Annotated in this window: 13 protein-coding genes; 12 read left to right on the top strand and 1 reads right to left on the bottom strand. The window is 61.0% G+C overall.

Annotated features, from left to right (window positions below; all coding sequences use genetic code 11):
• Positions 1–221 precede the first annotated feature (221 nt).
• From NQL71_RS01990 to NQL71_RS02040, 11 genes are read left to right on the top strand one after another with little or no spacing between them, the layout of a single operon-like run.
• Complete coding sequence (locus tag NQL71_RS01990) at positions 222–1,610, top strand: SrfA family protein (RefSeq protein WP_046818499.1); 1,389 nt, start codon at positions 222–224, stop codon at positions 1,608–1,610.
• Positions 1,611–1,616: 6 nt separating this feature from the next.
• Entirely contained in the window at positions 1,617–4,682 is a 3,066-nt protein-coding gene (locus NQL71_RS01995; RefSeq protein ID WP_046818500.1) for a virulence factor SrfB, read from the top strand.
• The gene (locus tag NQL71_RS02000) at positions 4,679–7,390 is read left to right on the top strand and encodes a putative virulence factor (RefSeq protein WP_274642198.1); all 2,712 of its coding nucleotides are present in this window, start codon (positions 4,679–4,681) and stop codon (positions 7,388–7,390) included. Before NQL71_RS01995 ends, NQL71_RS02000 begins: the two co-directional genes overlap by 4 nt.
• A 3-nt stretch (positions 7,391–7,393) precedes the next feature.
• Positions 7,394–8,416, top strand: a complete 1,023-nt coding sequence (locus tag NQL71_RS02005) for a hypothetical protein (RefSeq protein ID WP_248686006.1) — start codon at positions 7,394–7,396, stop codon at positions 8,414–8,416.
• An 11-nt stretch (positions 8,417–8,427) separates the two neighbouring features.
• Positions 8,428–10,407: a vWA domain-containing protein gene (locus tag NQL71_RS02010; RefSeq protein ID WP_425520673.1), complete on the top strand. Its 1,980-nt coding sequence runs from the start codon at positions 8,428–8,430 to the stop codon at positions 10,405–10,407.
• A gap of 10 nt (positions 10,408–10,417) precedes the next feature.
• Entirely contained in the window at positions 10,418–11,119 is a 702-nt protein-coding gene (locus NQL71_RS02015) for an ABC transporter ATP-binding protein (RefSeq protein ID WP_274642199.1), read from the top strand.
• Positions 11,103–12,326 carry an ABC transporter permease gene (locus NQL71_RS02020; protein ID WP_046818504.1) on the top strand — a complete coding sequence of 408 codons (1,224 nt, stop codon included), beginning with the start codon at positions 11,103–11,105 and terminating at the stop codon, positions 12,324–12,326. The genes NQL71_RS02015 and NQL71_RS02020 overlap by 17 nt, the downstream gene beginning before the upstream one ends.
• Complete coding sequence (locus tag NQL71_RS02025) at positions 12,316–13,860, top strand: SUMF1/EgtB/PvdO family nonheme iron enzyme (protein WP_046818505.1); 1,545 nt, start codon at positions 12,316–12,318, stop codon at positions 13,858–13,860. The genes NQL71_RS02020 and NQL71_RS02025 overlap by 11 nt, the downstream gene beginning before the upstream one ends.
• A gap of 34 nt (positions 13,861–13,894) precedes the next feature.
• Entirely contained in the window at positions 13,895–14,626 is a 732-nt protein-coding gene (locus NQL71_RS02030; protein ID WP_046818506.1) for a hypothetical protein, read from the top strand.
• A gap of 4 nt (positions 14,627–14,630) precedes the next feature.
• A complete protein-coding gene (locus NQL71_RS02035; protein WP_046818507.1) occupies positions 14,631–15,137 on the top strand; it encodes a hypothetical protein in 507 nt (168 codons plus the stop codon).
• A 57-nt stretch (positions 15,138–15,194) separates the two neighbouring features.
• Positions 15,195–16,685, top strand: a complete 1,491-nt coding sequence (locus tag NQL71_RS02040) for a vWA domain-containing protein (protein ID WP_046818508.1) — start codon at positions 15,195–15,197, stop codon at positions 16,683–16,685.
• A 59-nt stretch (positions 16,686–16,744) separates the two neighbouring features.
• Here NQL71_RS02040 and NQL71_RS02045 read toward each other — a convergent pair whose 3' ends face one another.
• The gene (locus NQL71_RS02045; protein WP_077184905.1) at positions 16,745–17,665 is read right to left on the bottom strand and encodes a LysR substrate-binding domain-containing protein; all 921 of its coding nucleotides are present in this window, start codon (positions 17,663–17,665) and stop codon (positions 16,745–16,747) included.
• A gap of 158 nt (positions 17,666–17,823) precedes the next feature.
• Here NQL71_RS02045 and NQL71_RS02050 point away from each other — a divergent pair, with 158 nt between their 5' ends.
• Positions 17,824–19,218 carry a NorM family multidrug efflux MATE transporter gene (locus tag NQL71_RS02050; protein ID WP_077185150.1) on the top strand — a complete coding sequence of 465 codons (1,395 nt, stop codon included), beginning with the start codon at positions 17,824–17,826 and terminating at the stop codon, positions 19,216–19,218.
• Positions 19,219–19,230 lie beyond the last annotated feature (12 nt).

The raw sequence follows: 19,230 nt of genomic DNA on the forward strand, positions 1-19,230 counted from the left end.
AAACGATTCAGCAGACTTAAAAAGCCCACGCCAGATCCTTCCAAAGCCAATTAAAATTGACCTTATGCAACCTCCGCACGCTTACGTTAGTCTCATGAGGTTTGAACCTCCGGCAGATTGACGGCGACATCATTATGGCATCATGGTTGTCCGCCAACTGCAGGAGCAAGTACAGACACATTTGTCTGTCATTTTTGCGCAACGGATCGTATGGAGTTTAAATGCGCGGGGCATTATTACGCAGCGGTAAGAGCGGGTCATTCACTGCCCTCGGCGAAACAGGTCAACCGGTCTACCGGGCAGCCCTGCAATTGCGCGAAGCCATTCGCCGCAAGAACCCCGATTTGGTCGATCATCTGGCCATTCCTCAAAGCGATGAACTCGGCAACCAGATCGATTGGTACAGCGCCCTCGACGGCGATGTGATTCCGTGGAGCAGCGCGACCGAAGAAGAACGCGCCCCTGCCCGCCGCCAACTTGAAGCCCTCAAGACCGCGCTGGAGGAATTGAGCCAGCGTTTCCTTGGCACGGAATCCGGCGAACAGCAGCAAGGCGACAAAGCCGTGTTCGGCAAGTTGCTCAAGCGCGTCATTCATATCCCTGACGAAAACTTCGTCTACCTGGTGCAAGGCAAACCGGTGCTGACCTTCTGGGGTTTCGAGCACGCCGGTACCGACCTCAATCGCGATCCCCTGCACTGCCTCTATCAGGTTCCGACGCCGGCACCGGCGGTCGAAGCGCCTGTTATTGCGCCCATCGTGCCGGTGGTGGCTCGTCCGTGGTGGCGTCGCTGGTGGTGGTGGTTGCTGCTGCCGCTCCTGCTGCTGCTTTTGTGGCTGTTGCTCGGCCTGCGGGGTTGCGTGCCTATTCCGTTGGTGGCGGTAGACCTGCTGCCCAAGGGCATCGTGCCGGTGGAAAAACAGCTGGAAGAGCCGCCACTGACTGGCAATGTCACGACGTTGAATGGCGTTCCGGTGACAGGCACCGTTATCGGTTCCACCACTGGAACCGGCACCGCCGTGACCGGAACACAAGGTGAAGTACCGGCCGTCGGGGGTAACGAGGGTAACGAGGCTGACGCAGCACCCGCCGACTTGGCCAAGGACCCATCCAAAGACCCGGCCAAAGACCTGGCAGCCGAATCCCCAACCGCGCCACCCGAAAACAAAACCACGCCGCCGGATGTCACATCGCCCGACGCAGAAAAATCCGCCGCCGCAAAACCCGGCCCTCCCCTGAGCATCCCGCCAGACGCCGCCGACGGTGCCGCCAAGTTCCTCGACGGTCAGTACAACGCAGGCGCCGGGATCCAGGACCGCCGGACCGGCAAACCGCTGCGTCTGGAATACCAGCTCAAGGACGGTAAGGGCCAAGTCACCGTACACCAGGCCGACGGTTCCAAATGCAGCGGGCCGGTGAGCGCTACTATGAAGGGTGGCAGCCTGGCCATCGACAGCCAGGGCCAGGCCGTGTGCGGCGATGGCAGCACTTACGACATGCCCAAGGTCAACTGCCGCCCAGGGGCGACCACGGTCGCGGACTGCACCGGCGGTTACGGCACAGAACAATTCCCCATGTCCATGCGGCAAGCGGCCGAAAAAACGGAATAACCCGACATGTTGCCTGAAGTCACTCAATTCGAAGACACCGTCACGCTGGTCAGCGACACCGGCATCCAGTTCATGGATTTCGCCCTGCGCCTGGATCCCCGCAAGGAACCGGCAGGCGAGTTCGCACCGATGATCAGCGGGCTGATCTGCCGCCTGGCGTACAACGAAGAGAAAGACTTCTTTTTCTACGAGCCCGAACCGGAAAAGGTCGAAAAAGCCAAACCTGCGTTCAGCGTCGACATGAAAAGCAGCCTCGATCTGCTCGACGGTATCTGGCTGCCGACCCCGTTTTTCCGCTTCATGCCGCCCCATCGCTTCGATGAAGGTCCGACGAACTGGTCGCGCATGCGTCTGGTGAAGCTGGCGACACCCGATATCGACGGCAACACCCACCGCCTGACGATGGCCTTCGACAGCCGCGTGATGCCTAAGCGTGACGGCACTGCTTACCTGGCGCCAAACGAAGAAGACATCAGCTCCGGTGTGTCTTTCAAACTGGCGACCAAGGCCAGCGAAACCCGCTGGTTCCTGGCGCAGCCGTGGGTCAACGAGTGGCTGCTGGAAGTGTTCAACGAGGGCAATGCCCACCGTTCGCGCGCAGAACTGGACATCGATATCCGCTCCAACCATCACCTGGCGCACTACCTCAACTTGCTCAGCCTGTTGAGCACGCCGTCAGCCGCCCAGCAGTCGACAGCCCGGGCGAAAGTTGAAATCCCCGAACTGAAAGTGGTCGCCAACGACAGCAATGGCCTGGTCAAACCGATTCCGGTGGACCTGGTGCTGGACGTCGGCAACTCTCGCACTTGCGGTATCCTGATCGAAAACCACGGTCAGGCCGGCTCCGGGCTGAAGCAGAACTACGTGCTGGAACTGCGCGACCTGATCACGCCCGAACACACCTACAACCTGCCGTTCGAAAGCCGCGTGGAGTTCGCCCAGGCGTACTTTGGCAAGGACCATTGCTCGGTCAAGAGCGGCCGTCACGACGCGTTCCAATGGGCGACGATTGCCCGTGTCGGCAATGAGGCCAGCCGTCTGGCCAGCCGTCGTCGCGGCACCGAAGGCTCCACTGGGCTGTCCAGCCCGAAACGCTACCTGTGGGACGAAAACGCCTATGGCCACGGCTGGCGCTTCAACTGCTCGTACATCAAGACAGACAACGAGCCATACGCCACCGCCGCGCCGTTCTCGCATCTGATCAACGAAACCGGCGAGGCGCTTTACAGCCTTGAAGAGGACGATCGCCTGCCGGTGTTCATGCCGCGTTACTCACGCAGCTCGCTGATGACCTTCATGCTCGCCGAAGTGCTGGCCCAGGCGCTGTCGCAAATCAACAGCCCGGCCCAGCGCTCGCGCCAGGGTCACACCCGCGTGCCGCGCCAGCTAAACAGCATTACCCTGACCGTGCCGCCGGGCATGCCGCAGGCCGAGCGCAGCATCCTCAACGAACGCATGTTGCAAGCCATCGGCCTGGTGTGGAAAAGCCTCGGCTGGCATGCCGGCGAGGAAGATCCACATCAGGATCAGGCCGTCAGCCCGCGCACGCCGATCCCGAGTATCCGCGTGGAATGGGACGAAGCGTCCTGCGGCCAGCTGGTGTATCTATACACGGAGGTCAACGAGAATTTCGCCGGCCACCCGGAAGAGTTTTTTGACACCATCGCCCGGCCGGATAAGACCGATCGCCAACGCATCACCCTCGCGACCATCGACATCGGCGGGGGCACCACCGACCTGGTGATCACCGACTATCGCCTCGATCGCGCGGGCAATACCGGCAGCGGCAGCAACGTACACATCGTGCCCGAGCAGCGTTTTCGCGATGGCTTCAAAGTAGCCGGCGACGACATCCTGCTGGACGTGATTCAGGACTTCATCCTGCCAAGTTTTGAAAAAGCCTTGCAGAACGCTGGCGTGAAAGCCCCGGACTCGCTGATGTCACGGCTGTGCGGCGATGAATCGGTCAGTGCCCAGGACATGATCCTGCGCCAACAATTGAACCTCCAGGTGTTCGCCCCGCTGGGTCTGGCGCTGCTCAAGGCGTACGAGCATTACGATCCGCAAGTGCCGCAAGAAGTCACCCCGCAAAGCTACCGCCAATTGCTTGGTGACAACGCGATCAGCAAGAGCGTGCTCGACTACGTCAACGCCGCCGTGCGCCGCGATGTCGGCGGTCAGAGTGGTTTCGACCTGTATGCCGCACCGATCAGCTTCGACCTGCAAAAGCTCCACGCCGCCTTCCTCAACGACCAGATCAACATCACCAAGATCCTTGGTGCGCTGTGCGAGGTGGCCGCGCAGTACCCCTGCGATGTCTTGCTGCTGACCGGCCGCCCTTCTCGCCTGCCCGGCATCCAGGCGTTCATTCGCAAGGTGTTGCCACTGCCACCGGGACGCATTCTGGCGCTACAAAACTACCGCACCGGCGGCTGGTATCCGTTTCACAAGAACGGCCGGATCGACGACCCGAAAAGTACTGCCTCGGTCGGCGCCATGCTCTGCCTGTTGTGCGCCAACCACAGCGTGCCGAACTTCTACTTCCGTGCTTCGGCACTCAAGCCGTATTCGACGGTCAAGTACATCGGCGTCATCGACCTGAACAACGTGATCAAGGATGCGGATGTGCTGTACCGCGACATCCAGTCCGAAGACTACAAAATCAAGCTGCCGGAAATTGGCGTTGGCGACGCCGCCGACACGCCACAGCTGGAAATGCGCGGCGATCTGCGCCTCGGTTTCCGCCAGTTGGCCGCTGACCGCTGGGCCGCCTCGCCGCTGTATACCTTGCGGTTTACCAAGGCGGGTCGGGAGAAGTTCTCCCGCGCGATCGGTGAAAACGGCTGCGCGCCGCTGCTCAAGGTGCGGTTCGAGGTCAAACCGGCGGACAAATACACGCGCAAGCAGGATCTGGTCAGCGACCGCCTCTCGGTTCGCGACATAGAATCCAACAGCAACAACGTCAACTTCAACCCGCGCAGCGACCTCGAACTGGAACTTAACACCATGCTCGACGCCGGCCTGAGCGAGACCAAGTACTGGCTCGACAGTGGAAGTGTGAAACGCAAATGAACGACCTGACCCCCGATCAAACTCAGCTCTCTGCCAGTTGGGCCGCTGTTTATGAAGGCGCCGGTCAGGCGCTGGACTGGATTGACCAGACGCGCGGCAATGCGCCGCGCCTGGACAGTGAAGCCGACAACCTGAACATCCGCCTGCACCGCGCCCGCAACCTGGCCCAAAGCCTCGGTCGCGTGGCCTGCACGCCGATGACCATTGGCTTTTTCGGCTTGTCCCAGGCCGGCAAGTCCTACCTGATTTCGGCCCTCGCCGCCGGTCAGAACGGCAAACTGGAAACCGAGTTCGGCGACCAGCGCCTGGACTTCATCAAACACATCAACCCGGTGGGTGGTGGCAAGGAGGCCACCGGCCTGGTAACGCGCTTCAGCCGTCGGGCAACGGAAAGTCAGGACAAGGACTTCCCGGTAGAACTCACCCTGTTCAAGGAAATCGAGCTGGCGAAGATTCTCGCCAACGCCTGGTTCAAGGATTTCGACCTTGAACGCATTTCCTACGAGATCGACGAAGAGCGCATCCCGCGCGTGCTCAAACCGTTCGAAGGTCGCGAAACCGGGCCGCTGCAAACGGGGGTCAATGCCGACGATCTGGTGTCGCTGTGGGATTACCTACGCGACAACTTCCGCAACTCGGTGAAGAAGCTTGAGCACCTGTACTGGCCCAAAGCGTTGCAACTGGTGCCACGCCTGAATTTCCAGGAACGGGCCGAGCTGTTTTCGATCCTCTGGGGTGAGCAACGCGAGTTGACCCGCGTGTACCAGCAACTGGCTGGCGCACTGCACAAGCTGGGCCTGCCCGAGACCGTGTTCGCACCGTTGAAGGCCTTGGTGAGTTTCGAAAACGACGCCTACAGCCAGCGCGACAGCATCATGAACGTCGACATCCTCGAACGCTTCGGCAGCCCGCTGGACTTGCCGATCGATGTTCGACCGCTGGCAGGCGATCGCCTGCAAAACAGTCAGGCGATTCCCGTCGCGCAACTGGCGGCACTGACCGCCGAAATGACCTTTCGCCTGATCGAAGCGCCGGTGGATGACATCGTCAATCAGGTCGACTTGCTTGACTTCCCCGGTTATCGCGGACGCCAGAAACTGCACGAGATCGCCGATTCCAACGACCCGCAATCCACCGCCAAGGACAACTCGGTTTCCCAGCTGATCCTGCGTGGCAAGGTTGCCTATCTGTTCGAACGCTACACCGACAACCAGGAAATGAACGCGCTGGTGGTCTGCACAGGCACGACCAAGCAGAGCGACGTCAACGACGTGGGCCCGGTGCTGACCCGCTGGATCGAAAAGACCCAGGGCGCCGACTCGGCCGCTCGCAGCAAACGCGACACCGGTCTGATCTGGGCGTTGACCATGCTCGACCTGCGCATTACCAACTCCCTCAGCCTGACACCCGATCAGTACGACGAGAGCTGGAACGGCATGGTCAAGTTGACCATGCTGGAGCGCTTCGGCAGCCTGAGCTGGATGAACGATTGGGCCGGCACACCGTTCCAGAACACCTACCTGGTGCGTAAACCGCGCATGGACGCGGCGTTCATCGGGCAAGACGCGAGCGGTGCGGAAACCGGCCTCAATGCCATCTATCAGGAACGTGTCAGCGCGCTGGGCGCCAGCTTCGCCAGCAACGCCCTGGTGTGCAAACACATCAAGAACCCGGCCAACGCCTGGGCAGAGATGCTGCGCAACGATGACGGTGGCATCAGCCACTTCAGCGGCAGTTTCGAAGGCGTGGCCAATATCGAATTCAAATTGCAGCGCATCCGCGAGCAATTGAGCGAATGCCTCGAAGGCCTGACCACCCACGGCCTGAGCACTTGGTACCACGCTGACGACGACAGCGCCGCAGCCGCCAAGAAAGCCAAGGCGCAAATGATTCTGACGGGCCTGGGCCGTCGTCCGGCGGTGCTCGGTGAGTTGATCGATCAACTCGACATACCGAGCGAAGAGGTGCGCGACCTGTACCTCAGCGGCGTGTACGAAACCGATGACGAGCCGGCCGCGCAAGACGAACCGGTCGCCCCGACACCGAGCCAGAGCCTGTATGGCAACGACGCCGGTTTCGATTTCGATTTCAGTGACGACCTGAGCCATGAAGCGCCGGTCAGCAGCAAAACCGGCACCCCGGCGCCCGAGTTGCAAAGCAATGAACACCGTTTTGCCAAAGCGGCCTTCAAGGCCTGGATCGCACACCTTCGTGAACTGACCACCCGGCAAAGCCTGCTCAACCTGCTGGGGCTGGAAAAGCCCTTGCTGGAAGCGGTGGTCGATGAATTGATCACCGCCGGCTATCGCCAGGACTTGCCGGGGCAACTGAGCCGCGCCGTCCTCAAGCGAGCACAAAGTGGCGCGCGGCGCGATCAACTGGTCGAGCGCCAGGTACTGGAAGTGCAACGTGTACTGCGCGATTTCGTGTCCTGGTTCGGCTACCTCCAGACGCCGGTGAACGAGCGTCCAAACAGCCGCACCGGCGCCAAGGCACCATTGTTTTCGTTCTACACCGACATTGGCCCGGGGCAAGTCCCCGTGCTGCCGGCGCAACCGTCGAATCAGGCACAGCGGTATCTGGGCGACTGGCTCTCGGGCCTGGCCTACATCACGCAGGACAATGCCGGCCATGGTGCCGGACGTGAAATCACCCCTGAACAGAATGAACGGCTGGGCCAAGTGCTCACAGCCTTCGTAGCGAGATAAGCAATGCCCATTCGTGTCGACCTGCTCGCGTTAGAGCCCAATGTGCCTGGCCAGGCCCGCCTCACTGTAAAGAAATGGCAGGGTGGCGAGGAACTGCTGGAGTTTTCCATTCAGCGTAACCAGGACGGTTTTTACCTCCAGGACCACAAGGCCTGGAGCAACAATCCGTTCTGGTTCAAGGTCTCGCGTTTCAATCTTGCCACCAGTGGCGAAGCCCTGGAAACGCAGGTCGGCCCGGTCGTGGTCGACCCGCTGCTGGAAGGCGGCGCCAACTCGCAATTCCAGATCGAACTGCGCGAACAGAACCACGGACACGCCGATAAAGGCGTGGTTCGCCCAGGCGTTGGCTTGCTGCCGTCCACGGCCGGCGGTCAGACGCGCTCGACCTACGGCGGCGCGGAACTGACGGCGCCGAGTGTACCGGCACCGGATGTCCCGGAGATCCCGGATCTACCTGAACTGGTCCTGTCCACCGCCGAGCCCGAACTGGAGTTGGAGTCGGTGCTCACCGAGCCCGCCTACACGCCGCCTCCCCCACCGGCGAAGAAAAGCAACAAAGGCCTGATCGGTCTGTTGATTGTGGTGTTGCTGCTGGCAGCGGGCGCCGGATTCTGGTTCTACCAACGCACCCCGGCCCCCGCGGTTGCAGCCACTGCCGCCACACCCGCCAGCGCCGATCCTCAAGCCTGCACCCTCGACAGCATGAACAGCCTGCCCGAGTTGACCTTCGTCCAGACCTGCATCAAGGCGGCACCCGACAGCGCCAAGTTGCTGGAGATCATCAACCAGGCCAAGGCCGGTAAACACTGCGGCGTCGCCCAGCGCCTGTACGCCAACCGTGCCCAGGCCGGTGACGCGCTGATCGCCAACGCCTATGCCCGCGAATACGACCCTAAATACCTGAAGGCCAGCGAGTGCTTCCCGGCCGCGGACAACGCCACCGCCGCCTACTGGTATGAAACCATCCTCACCCAGGACCCGAACAACGCCGAAGCCAAACAGCGTTTCGAGGAGTTGCAGAAGTGATGCGTTCGCCCATGAGTCGATTCCTGCTGAGCGGTGCCGCCTTGCTCGCGCTGTGCATCAGCCCGCTGTCCCAGGCCGATGACAAACCGCTGATCCAGGCCGGTAAGAAAACCCTGTTCCAGCGCGTGCTGACCACACCGGGCTGCAAAATCAGCCCGACGGCGGGTGGTGCCGAAGGTGACGCACAACCGGTCTTCAGCCGCTTCTATGTGTACGAACGTGCGCAAGCGAAGAACGCCGAATGGCTGAAAGTCGGCCCCGACAGCTACGGCAAAACCATTGGCTGGCTGCCTGCCAGTTGCACCACCGACTGGAAGATGCAGCTGACACTGGCCTTCACCAACCCGGCCAACCGCGACCGGTTGCTGTTCTTCAAGGACCGCGCCACCGTCGAAGGCATCCTTGATGCACCGGACCCGGTCAGCAAAGTCGCGCCGCTGCGGGCCACACTGAAAAAAGGCCAGCAAGCACCGGGCGTGCTGGCTGAAGAACCGGAGTACTTCGTCGACCTGCAAAAGCAGTTCTACCTGCTGCCGGTGCTCAGTGGCGAAGAAGTCATGACCGAAAGCGGCTTCCGCACGCGCCTGCTCAACGTCGCCTCCGTCAGCAAGCCGGATGACAAGAACGCCAAGGGCGGTGCTGCAACCAGCGCTGCCGGCAGCAAGGAAGCCGAAGACAAAAAGGCCAACCAGCTGAAGGAATTCAGTGCGGCCGTAGTATTTGTCATCGACTCGACGATTTCGATGGACCCCTACATCGATCGCACCCGCGAGGCGATCCGCAAGGTTTACCAGAAGATCGAAGCGCAGAATCTCGGCAAGCAGGTCAAATTCGGCCTGGTGGCTTTCCGTTCCAATACCCAGGCAGTGCCGGGGCTGGAATACACCACCAAAATGTACGCCGACCCTACCAAGGTGAAAGACAGCACCGACTTTTTCGCCAAGATCGCCGATCTCAAACAGGCCACCGTGTCGAGCAGCAGCTTCGATGAAGACTCGTTTGCTGGCGTCATGGAGAGCATCGACAAGGTCGATTGGACTCAGTTCGGCGCGCGCTACGTGGTGCTGATCACCGATGCGGGCGCCATAGAAGGCGACGACAAGCTGTCGAAGACCGGTTTGAGCGCCGCGCAGGTGCGTATGGAAGCCGCCAATCCGGGCGTGGCGATTTACACCCTGCACTTGAAAACCCCGGCCGGGGCCAAGGACCACGCCAAGGCGCAGGCGCAGTACCAGAACCTGTCGACCTACCCGGGCACCAACACCTCGCTGTACTACCCGGTGAACGCTGGCGATGTGCAGGAATTCGGGCGCAAGGTGGACGCCCTGGCCGGGGCGATCACTACACAGGTCAAAGCCGCCTACATGGGCGAAGACGCCATCGGCAGCGCGGCGAACGCCAAGCAGGACCCGGCCGAGAAGAAAATGCTCGAAGACGCGGCGCTGATCGGCCATGCCATGCAACTCGCCTATCTCGGCGAGAAGACCAACAGCAAGGCCCCGCCGGTGTTCAAGGCGTGGATCACCGACCGCGACCTGATCAAGCAGAACATCCCGACCACCGATGTGCGGGTGCTGCTGACCAAATCGCAGCTCAGCGATTTGAGCGACGTGATGAAAAAAATCCTCGATGCCGCCAACGAAGGCCTGATTTCACCCACGGAAATGTTCGATCGTCTGCGCACAGTGGCGGCGACCATGGGCGCCGATCCCAATCAGCTCAAGCAAAACAGTAACGCCAAACTGGCGGACATGGGCGTGCTCGGCGAGTACCTCGAAGACCTGCCCTACCAGAGTGAAGTGCTGAACCTGGATGAAGAGACCTGGAAGAGCTGGGACGGTCTGGCGCAAGAGAAATTCATCCGCACGCTGAACACCAAACTGCGGCATTACCAGCGTTACAACGCCGATGTCGACCGCTGGGTAGCATTGGCCAAGGACAGCGATGCGCGGGACAACGTGTACCCCGTACCACTGGAAATGATGCCTTAACGAGACGCCGATGCTCGATATCAAGAACCTGCTGGTGCGCCGTGGTGAAGGCGCGCTGGCTCATCACGTACGCCTGCCGCATTTGCAGGTCGGTGCCGGGGAAATCCTCGCCATCACCGGTGAAAGCGGCAGCGGCAAAAGCACGTTGCTCGAAGCCATCGGCCTGTTACTCGCGCCGGTGGAACTCGAGCGCTTTCGGCTGGGCGCGGCGCACGCTCAAGATATCGCCCATCTGCTGGCGACTGACGACCAGCCTGCTCTTGCAGCGGTGCGTTCACGGCATCTGGGCTTCATTTTGCAGAGCGGCGGCTTGCTGCCGTTCCTGAGCGTGCGCGACAACATCAGCCTGCCGCGTCGCTTGCTCGGCATGTCGACCAAGAGCGAGCACATCGACCACGCCGTTGACGTGTTGCGCCTGCAAGGGTTGCTGGATAAACAACCGCAGGCCCTGTCGATCGGCGAACGCCAGCGCGTGGCCTGCGTTCGGGCAATTGCCCATGAACCGTTGCTGCTGTTGGCCGACGAGCCGACCGCCGCGCTCGACCCTCACAGTGCCCGGCGTTTGTTCGAGTTGCTGCTGAGCCTGGTGTCCAGCATGGGTCTGAGTGCACTCGTTGTGTCCCATGACTGGACCTTGCTGAAGGATTTCGGCTTACCTCGTCTCGGCGCTATCAGCCATCAGGGAGAGACTCTGTTTGAACCGATGGATTGATCGCTTGCGCCTGCTGGGCTCACTGGCGCTGCAAGACCTCTGGCACGACCGCAAGGTCTCGCTGTGCATTGCCGCCTCCCTGGTGGCGGTGATTGCCCCGTTGTTGCTGCTGTTCGGGCTCAAGCATGGGGTGGTCAGCCAGTTGCAGGACGAACTGCTGCGCGACCCGCGCAACCTTGAAGTGAAGATGCTCAGCAACGGCAACTACGACACGGCCTGGATCGAGCGTTTGCGCCAGCGCCCCGAAACCGGTTTTGCCCTCGGCCAGACCCGCTCGCTCAATACCCAGGCTGATCTAGTGATCGGCATGCAACGTTTTGTCGAAGGTGCGGAAATCATCGCCACCGAGCCGGGCGATCCACAACTGAACCTGGCGTCACTCAACCCCGTCGGCAATCAAGTGATCCTCAGCGCCAGTGCAGCACAACGCTTGCAGGCCAAGGCCGGCGACAGCGTGCAGCTGCGCGCCTTGCGTCGCCTGGAAGGGGTCAATGAACGCGGCGAGATGACGCTGACGGTACTGGCCGTGCTCGACGGCGCCCGCTTCGGTCGCGCGGCCGGGTTTGTCGCCCCGCCGCTGCTGCTGGACCTGGAACGCTTTCGCGACGGTTATCAGGTCATCGGGTTCGGTGTGACCACCGGCAAGCCTCAGGGTAATCTACAACCACTGTATGCCCGCGCCCGCGTGTATGCGCGCAACATCGATCAGGTCGCGCCGCTGGAACACTGGCTCAACGAACAGCACATCGAAACGTCTAGCCGGCTGGCTGACATCGATAACGTCAAAGCCATCAACCATGTGCTGGGACTGATCTTCGGTGTAATCGCCATGGCGGCGCTGATTGGTTGCGTGGCATCAATGGTCGGGGCGTTCCTGGCCAACATCGACCGTAAACGCAAAAGCCTGGCAGTCCTGCGCCTGCTGGGTTTCAAACGCCGGGCCGTCGGCGGTTTTGTGGTCCTGCAAGCGCTGGTGCTGAGCCTGGCCGGCTACATTGGCGGGCTGGGGTTTTATGCCGTGGGCAGTCATTTGTTCGACTACTTGCTCGGCAGCAGCCAGACCACCGGCACCTTCGTTTGCCACATCACTGTCTGGCATGGCCTGGCCGCCCTGCTCCTGACCTTTTTGGTCGCTGCACTGGTGGCCATGATCGGCGCCCTGCGAGCGATCAACATCCAACCTGCGGAGAGTCTGCGTGAGCTATAAACGTTTTGGCTTGCTGTTACCCCTGACCCTCGGCTACTTGCTCGACGCCTCGGCGGCGGGCTGGGAAGAGAAGTATTACAACCCGATGCCCGAGGCTGGCGACGTCGTGCTGCCGATGCCCTGCGAAGGCTCGATGGTGTTTCGCAAGGTGTTCATTCCGGTCACCGGTCCGCTGGATGACTACCCGATCAACATCGGTCAGGACGGTGCGGAATACGGCTATGTCGAACAGACCCGGCCAACATTCATCGCTGGCAGTTTCACCGGGGCCAAGAACGACAAATCCCGCTACTACCTGATGGCCAAGTACGAGATGAGTCAGTTGCAATACGCCGCGCTGACCGAAGCAACCTGCCCCACCGCCGCCACCAAGATGCGCTTGCCGCAAACGTCGGTGAGCTGGGTGCAAGCCATCGACGCCGCCGACAAGTACAACCTGTGGCTGCGCAAAAATGCCGCCGGCAAGCTGCCCAAGGAAGACGGTGCGCTAGGCTTCCTGCGCCTGCCCACCGAAGTCGAATGGGAGTTCGCCGCGCGCGGCGGGCTTGAAGTCAGTGCCGCTGAATTTCGCGATACGCACTACCCGATGCCGGAAGGCATCAATGCCTACGAGTGGTTCGCCGGGGCGCAATCGTCCAACGGCAAAGTACAATTGAGCGGACTGCAAAAGCCCAATCCGCTGGGCTTGCATGACATGCTCGGTAACGTCGACGAAATGATGTTCGAGCCGTTTCGCCTGAACAAACTCGACCGCCAGCATGGTCAGGCCGGCGGCTATGTCGTGCGTGGCGGCAATTACCTGACGGCGCAGGCCGACCTGCGTACGGCATTGCGTCAGGAAGAGCCGTATTACAACGCCGAAGGTCAGGTGAAAAACAAAACCACCGGCCTGCGACTGGTACTGGTCTCCCCGACCCTCACCTCTCGCGAAAGGGTTGCCAGTATCGAAAGCAGCTGGAAGAAACTCGGCACCGGCAGCAAGGAAGCCGAATCCGCCGACAAAGGCACCGTGCAATCCCTGAACAACCTCGCCTCGGGCGTCGAAGACAAAGCGCTCAAGGAAAAGCTCCAGGCCCTGGAAAACCTGCTGCGCGCCAGCAACCAGCAGCAGGAAGAAACCCGCGACCAGGCGATCCGCGCCAGCCTCAACCTGGGTGCGTTCCTGTGCACCAAGATGCTCGACGACGGCCAGTACGTGGACTTCCTGCAAAAGAACTACAAGCTCAATTGCGAAGGCGCGGACAAAGACGCCAGTTGCGATATGCGTAAAGGAAAGCTCGAGGAGCAAAAGGATCGCCTGCACAAACTCAGCCGTTACTACGCCAGCAGCCTGGTGGAATCGGCTACCTTGTACGGCCAGCCACTGCTTGAAACACAAGTCCCGGTAATGGAAGAAATTCTCACCCGTAACAAACAGCTGCAAGACCTGAAACCTTACTTGCGCACCCACTGGGCCAATCAGAAAGCGTTTCTGCAAAAGCAGAGAATCGATACTGAAGCCTGGTTGAACAGCTGCAAAACCGTCAGTCAATAACAACGCGTCAACACCGTTACGTAGGAGTTTCACCATGTCGCGCAGCCTTTGGACTCGCTTCAAGCTACAGATCGCTTTCGTAGTCGCCGGCAGCCTGCTAATGACCGGATGCGCCAACACCGGCAGCTCTATGCTCGGCGAAGGCGACGGTGCCGACCCGCGCCTGACCCAAGGCAATGACGCAGAGTTCTTCAGCAAGTCCGGATACCAGGCCTGCGCCGTTGGCGCCGGTGTGGGCATCCTCGCTTGTGCGCTGTCCAACAGCAGCAACAAAACCGTGTGCGTCATCGCCGCCGGCATTACCGCGTGCGGCGTGGCCATGGGCGCGAACTATTACCTGGATCAACGTCGCGCCGAATACGCCGACACCACCACCCGTTTGGCGAAGATGAACAGCGACGTCGAACAAGACACGCAGAAGGTGATCGCCCGTACCGCGACCGCTCAGCAAGTGATCAAAGATGATCAGGCACAAATCGCCCAGATCAAAAAGGACATCGCCAACAAAAGAGTCGACAAGAGCCAAGCTCAGGCGCAAATCGCCGGGATCGATTCGGACATCGCGCGCCTGCGTAAAGACCTGGCCAACATGCGTACCAAAGTCACCGAGTACCGCAAAGTGGCAGACGCCGAGCGCTCACAAGGTAGCAGCGCCGAGATCAGGCAGGTGGACATGAACATTCAGAGAATGAACCAGAAAGTCGTCAGCCTGCAGAAGGAAGTCGACGCTCTGTACAGCCAACGCTCCGCAATCACACTGGGCTAAGCGCATGACACTACGACAACTGATAGTCATCACTGCCGTCCTGGGCCTGAGCGGTTGCGCGACCCAGCCCGGCGAGTGCGATGCGACCAATCGCGACAGCAGCATGCTGACCAAGATGAACTGCGACTACTCCGGTGGTTACAGCGATCAGGTCAAGCAGAAGGAACAGACTCTGAGCGAGTCCCGTCAGCAAAACGCAATGTTCCATCAGGTGTACGAGAACATTCAGGCCCAGCAGCTCAGCACCAAGACCGATCTGGCCAGCCAGCAGAAATCCCAGGCGGCGCTGAATCAGTCGCTGGCGCAACTGCTGAACTCGCTCAAGGCTCGGCGTGGCAATGAAGCCCAGGTGCAGAAGCAGATTGCCGATCTCGAGAAGCAGCTCAAGGCTTCGCAAGCGGCGCCAACAACCAAATCAACACCCGCGACACTGGCGGCCAAGCAGCAAGAGCTGAAAGCCTTGCAGAAGAAGGTCAATCAGCTGCAATTCAGCCTCGGCTACGAAGAGTAACTTTTCACCCCGCAGGGCATCCCGACGGATGCCTGCACTTTTTCAGGAATCGTCGTCATGCAGCGGGTCATCAGGGATGCGCAAGCCACATCGGAGGGGATGAGTGCGCTGCAAGCCAAAGTCGCCCTCATCCAGAAACACTTTCCGCCGACCGTTGCCAGTCTGTTTGCTATCCCGCGGATGGGCAGCGGCGACGTGCTGGAATGGTGGACCGAACTGGGTGGCCAACCCACGCCCTATGCCGACCTCAACGAGGATGCGCAACGACGCTTGCTGGAGACCTATGAAGTGCGCCAGACGTCCCTCGGACAGCTGGCGGACGAACTGCAAAATCGCGGTCAACCGACGGAAGCGGACGACCTGCGCAGCCTGCTCGGCGCGCCTGAACTGGACAAACTCTACAGCCTCAACGGTGAGCCTCTGGTGGTGCGCTGGAACCAGCGCCCGCCCAAACCGATCGTGCCGCCGGTGGTTCCTGTGGTACCGGTCGTACCGCCGTCGCGGCGTGGCTGGTGGCTCGCGGCGGCCTTGCTTGCACTGCTGTTGCTGCTTCTGGCGCTTTGGCTCTGGTGGTTCCTGCACCGTGAGCCGGTTGTCGTGGCTCCTCCGGTAGCGCCTGTGGCACCGGTGGTGACACCCGTTGAGAAACCGGTTGAGAAGCCGGTTGAGCCTGTCCCCGAACCTGTCGTGGAACCGGAACCGAAACCTGCTCCGGTACCAGAACCCACACCAGAACCGGTGCCGGAGCCCAAGCCTGTCCCGCCACCCAAACCGGCACCGGAACCCAAGCCGATCCCGCCACCCAAACCGGTTCCACCACCAAAACCGGTAGTGGCTGCCCCGCCACCACCGCCACCGGCCCCGACGCTGGACAACTTCGCATGCCGTAAAAATGCGCCGGCCGCAGAGGTCCCGCAATTCGTGGTGGTGCTCGACACCTCGGGTTCGATGAACCTGAACATCAAGTCAGTGAAAGCCGACGAGGACTGGTTCTTCGGTAGTGGTGACCTCAACAAGCTCATGGACCCGAATCGCTACATGCGTCTCACCGCCAAACCCAGCCGCATGGACGTCGCCAAAGACTCACTGGCCGGCATGATCAACGGGCTGGACCCGAAGATCGACACACGCCTGATCACCTTCGCCGGCTGCGAAAGAACACCGGACCGGGGTGTGTTCAAGTTCGGCGACCGCCCGCGGCTGATCAATGGCATTCGAGGTCTGGTTCCGGACGACGGCACGCCGCTGGCCGACAGCCTGGCCCACGCGGCGAGTACCGTCGACGGGCGCAATAACGATGCAGTTATCGTAATGTTTGTCGACGGTGAGGACGGTTGCGGGCAGGACGTTTGCGCGGTATCCCGTCGAATCGCCAGGGAACAACCGCGCCTGCGGGTCAACGTGGTGAAAATCGGTGCTGGCGGCCCGTCACGCTGTATCGCTGAAAACACCGGTGGCCGGGTTTACAACAGCACCAATGCGGCTGAACTGGGCAGCCTGTTGAAACAGGCGAGCAAGGAAGTGTCCAGCAGTGCCAAGTGCAATTAGCTTGGGGACAGATCCGAAATTGAGGTGAGCCCATCGCGAGCCGGCTTGCCCGCGATGGTTCAGCGCAGGTGCTCGACCGCCGGTAACTCCATGGCCCGAACCTCACCCAAGAGAAAAACGCTGAGGCGGCGTAAACGCTCACCTCCGGGGCGGGCTTTCGGCCAGACCAGGTAATAATTCTCACCGCTGGCGACCGCCGTCGGCCACGGCAAACTCAGACGTCCCTGCGCAACATCCTCAGCCACCATCAACAAATCGCCCATGGACACGCCATAGCCTCGGGCGGCGGCGATCATCCCTAGCTCCAACGTGTCGAACACCTGGCCGCCCTTGAGTGAGACTTGATCGGTCAGGCCCATGCGCTCCAGCCAACTGCGCCAATCGCGACGGTCGGGCGTTGGGTGTAGCAGTTCGGTGCTGGCCAGGCGTGCGACGTCCCAAGGCTGATCGTTCAGAAGATTAGGCGCGCCCACCGGAATCAGTTCCTCTGGAAATAACAAAGTAGCCTCCCAGTCCGGCGGGAAGTGCCCGTTGCTGAGGATCACGGCGCAATCGAACGGTTCCTGATTGAAGTCCACCGAGTCGACGTCCATCCAGGCGCTGGTCAATTGCACCTCGTTCCCCGGCTGCAGATGGCGGAAGCGACTGAGCCGCGCCAGCAACCAGCGCATGGTCAGGGTCGATGGGGCTTTCATGCGCAGGATGTCGTCTTCGGCGCGCAAGGTATTGCAGGCTCGCTCCAGGGCGGTGAAGCCTTCGCGAATGCCGGGTAGCAGCAAGCGGGCTGACTCGGTCAACTGCAGGTTGCGCCCACTGCGGTGAAACAAGCGACAGGCAAAATGCTCTTCGAGCGTACGGATATGCCGACTCACTGCACTTTGGGTAATCGACAGTTCTTCCGCGGCTCGGGTAAACGACGTGTGTCGCGCCGCCGCTTCGAATGCGCGCAGGGCATATAAAGGAGGAAGACGACGCGACATCAGGAAAGCTCCTACAGCGGTTTTCGAATACCCTAGCAGATACTCTCCAGCATGAGTTTGAATCATGCTACCCATCCTTTTTATCCCTTTGTGCAAACATCGCAGAGCGCCGAGAATCGACGCTTTGCTGTTCCCTTTGATAACCGAGCGTGATGATCATGCAGCATCCAGCGCGTACTGAACTCTGGGCCATCCTGCGGCTGGCGGGGCCGTTGATTGCCTCGCAGTTGGCGCACATGTTGATGGTCCTCACCGACACCCTGATGATGGCGCGCCTGAGTCCCGAGGCACTGGCCGGTGGTGGACTTGGCGCGGCGACCTATTCGTTCGTGTCGATTTTCTGCATCGGTGTGATCGCAGCGGTTGGCACGCTGGTGGCGATTCGTCAGGGTGCCGGCGATATTCTCGGCGCAACCCGATTGACCCAGGCCGGGCTGTGGCTGGCATGGCTGATGGCGCTGGGCGCCGGCCTGTTGCTGTGGAACCTCAAGCCGGTGTTGCTGTTGTTCGGCCAGACCGCCAGCAACGTGCAGTCGGCCGGTCAGTTTTTGATCTTCCTGCCGTTCGCCCTGCCCGGCTACCTGAGCTTCATGGCCTTGCGCGGTTTCACCAGCGCCATCGGCCGGGCAACGCCAGTGATGGTCATCAGCCTGGGCGGCACGGTCGCCAACTTCCTGCTGAACTACGCGTTGATCACCGGGATGTTCGGCCTGCCGAAACTGGGACTGATGGGCATTGGCCTGGTCACGGCGATTGTCGCCAACCTGATGGCCCTGGCGCTGGCATGGCACATTCGCCAGCACCCGGCCTACGATGCCTACCCCTTGCGCCAGGGCTTGTCGCGGCTCAACCGCCAGTACCTGAAGGAATTGTGGCGCCTGGGCCTGCCAATTGGCGGCACCTACGCCGTGGAGGTCGGACTGTTTGCCTTCGCCGCGTTGTGCATGGGCACCATGGGCAGCACGCAATTGGGGGCGCACCAGATCGCGCTGCAAATCGTTTCGGTGGCCTTCATGGTGCCCGCGGGGATTTCCTACGCGATCACCATGCGCATCGGCCAGCATTATGGCGCCGGGCAGTTGCTGGACGCGCGGCTGGCCGGAAGGGTCGGCCTGGCTTTTGGCGCGGCGGCGATGCTGTGTTTTGCGATGGTTTTCTGGTTGTTGCCGAATCAGTTGGTCGGACTGTTTCTCGATCACAACGACCCGGCGTTCCGCGACGTCATCAACCTGGCCGTGAGCCTCCTGGCTGTGGCGGCGTGGTTCGAGCTGTTCGACGGCACGCAAACCATCGCCATGGGCTGCATTCGCGGGCTCAAGGATGCCAAGACCACTTTTCTCGTGGGCCTGGGCTGTTATTGGCTGATTGGCGCCCCGGCAGCCTGGTGGATGGCGTTCCACCTGCACTGGGGACCAACGGGTGTCTGGTGGGGGTTGGCGCTGGGACTGGCCTGCGCAGCGGTGAGCCTGACGCTGGCGTTTGAGTGGAAGATGAAGCGGATGATTCGGCGGGAGTCGGTGTCAGAGCGTTTCGACGCCATCCAGACCGAGTAAAGAACCTGTAGG

The sequence above is a fragment of the Pseudomonas serbica genome (assembly GCF_028823535.1).
Lineage (GTDB): Bacteria > Pseudomonadota > Gammaproteobacteria > Pseudomonadales > Pseudomonadaceae > Aquipseudomonas > Aquipseudomonas serbica.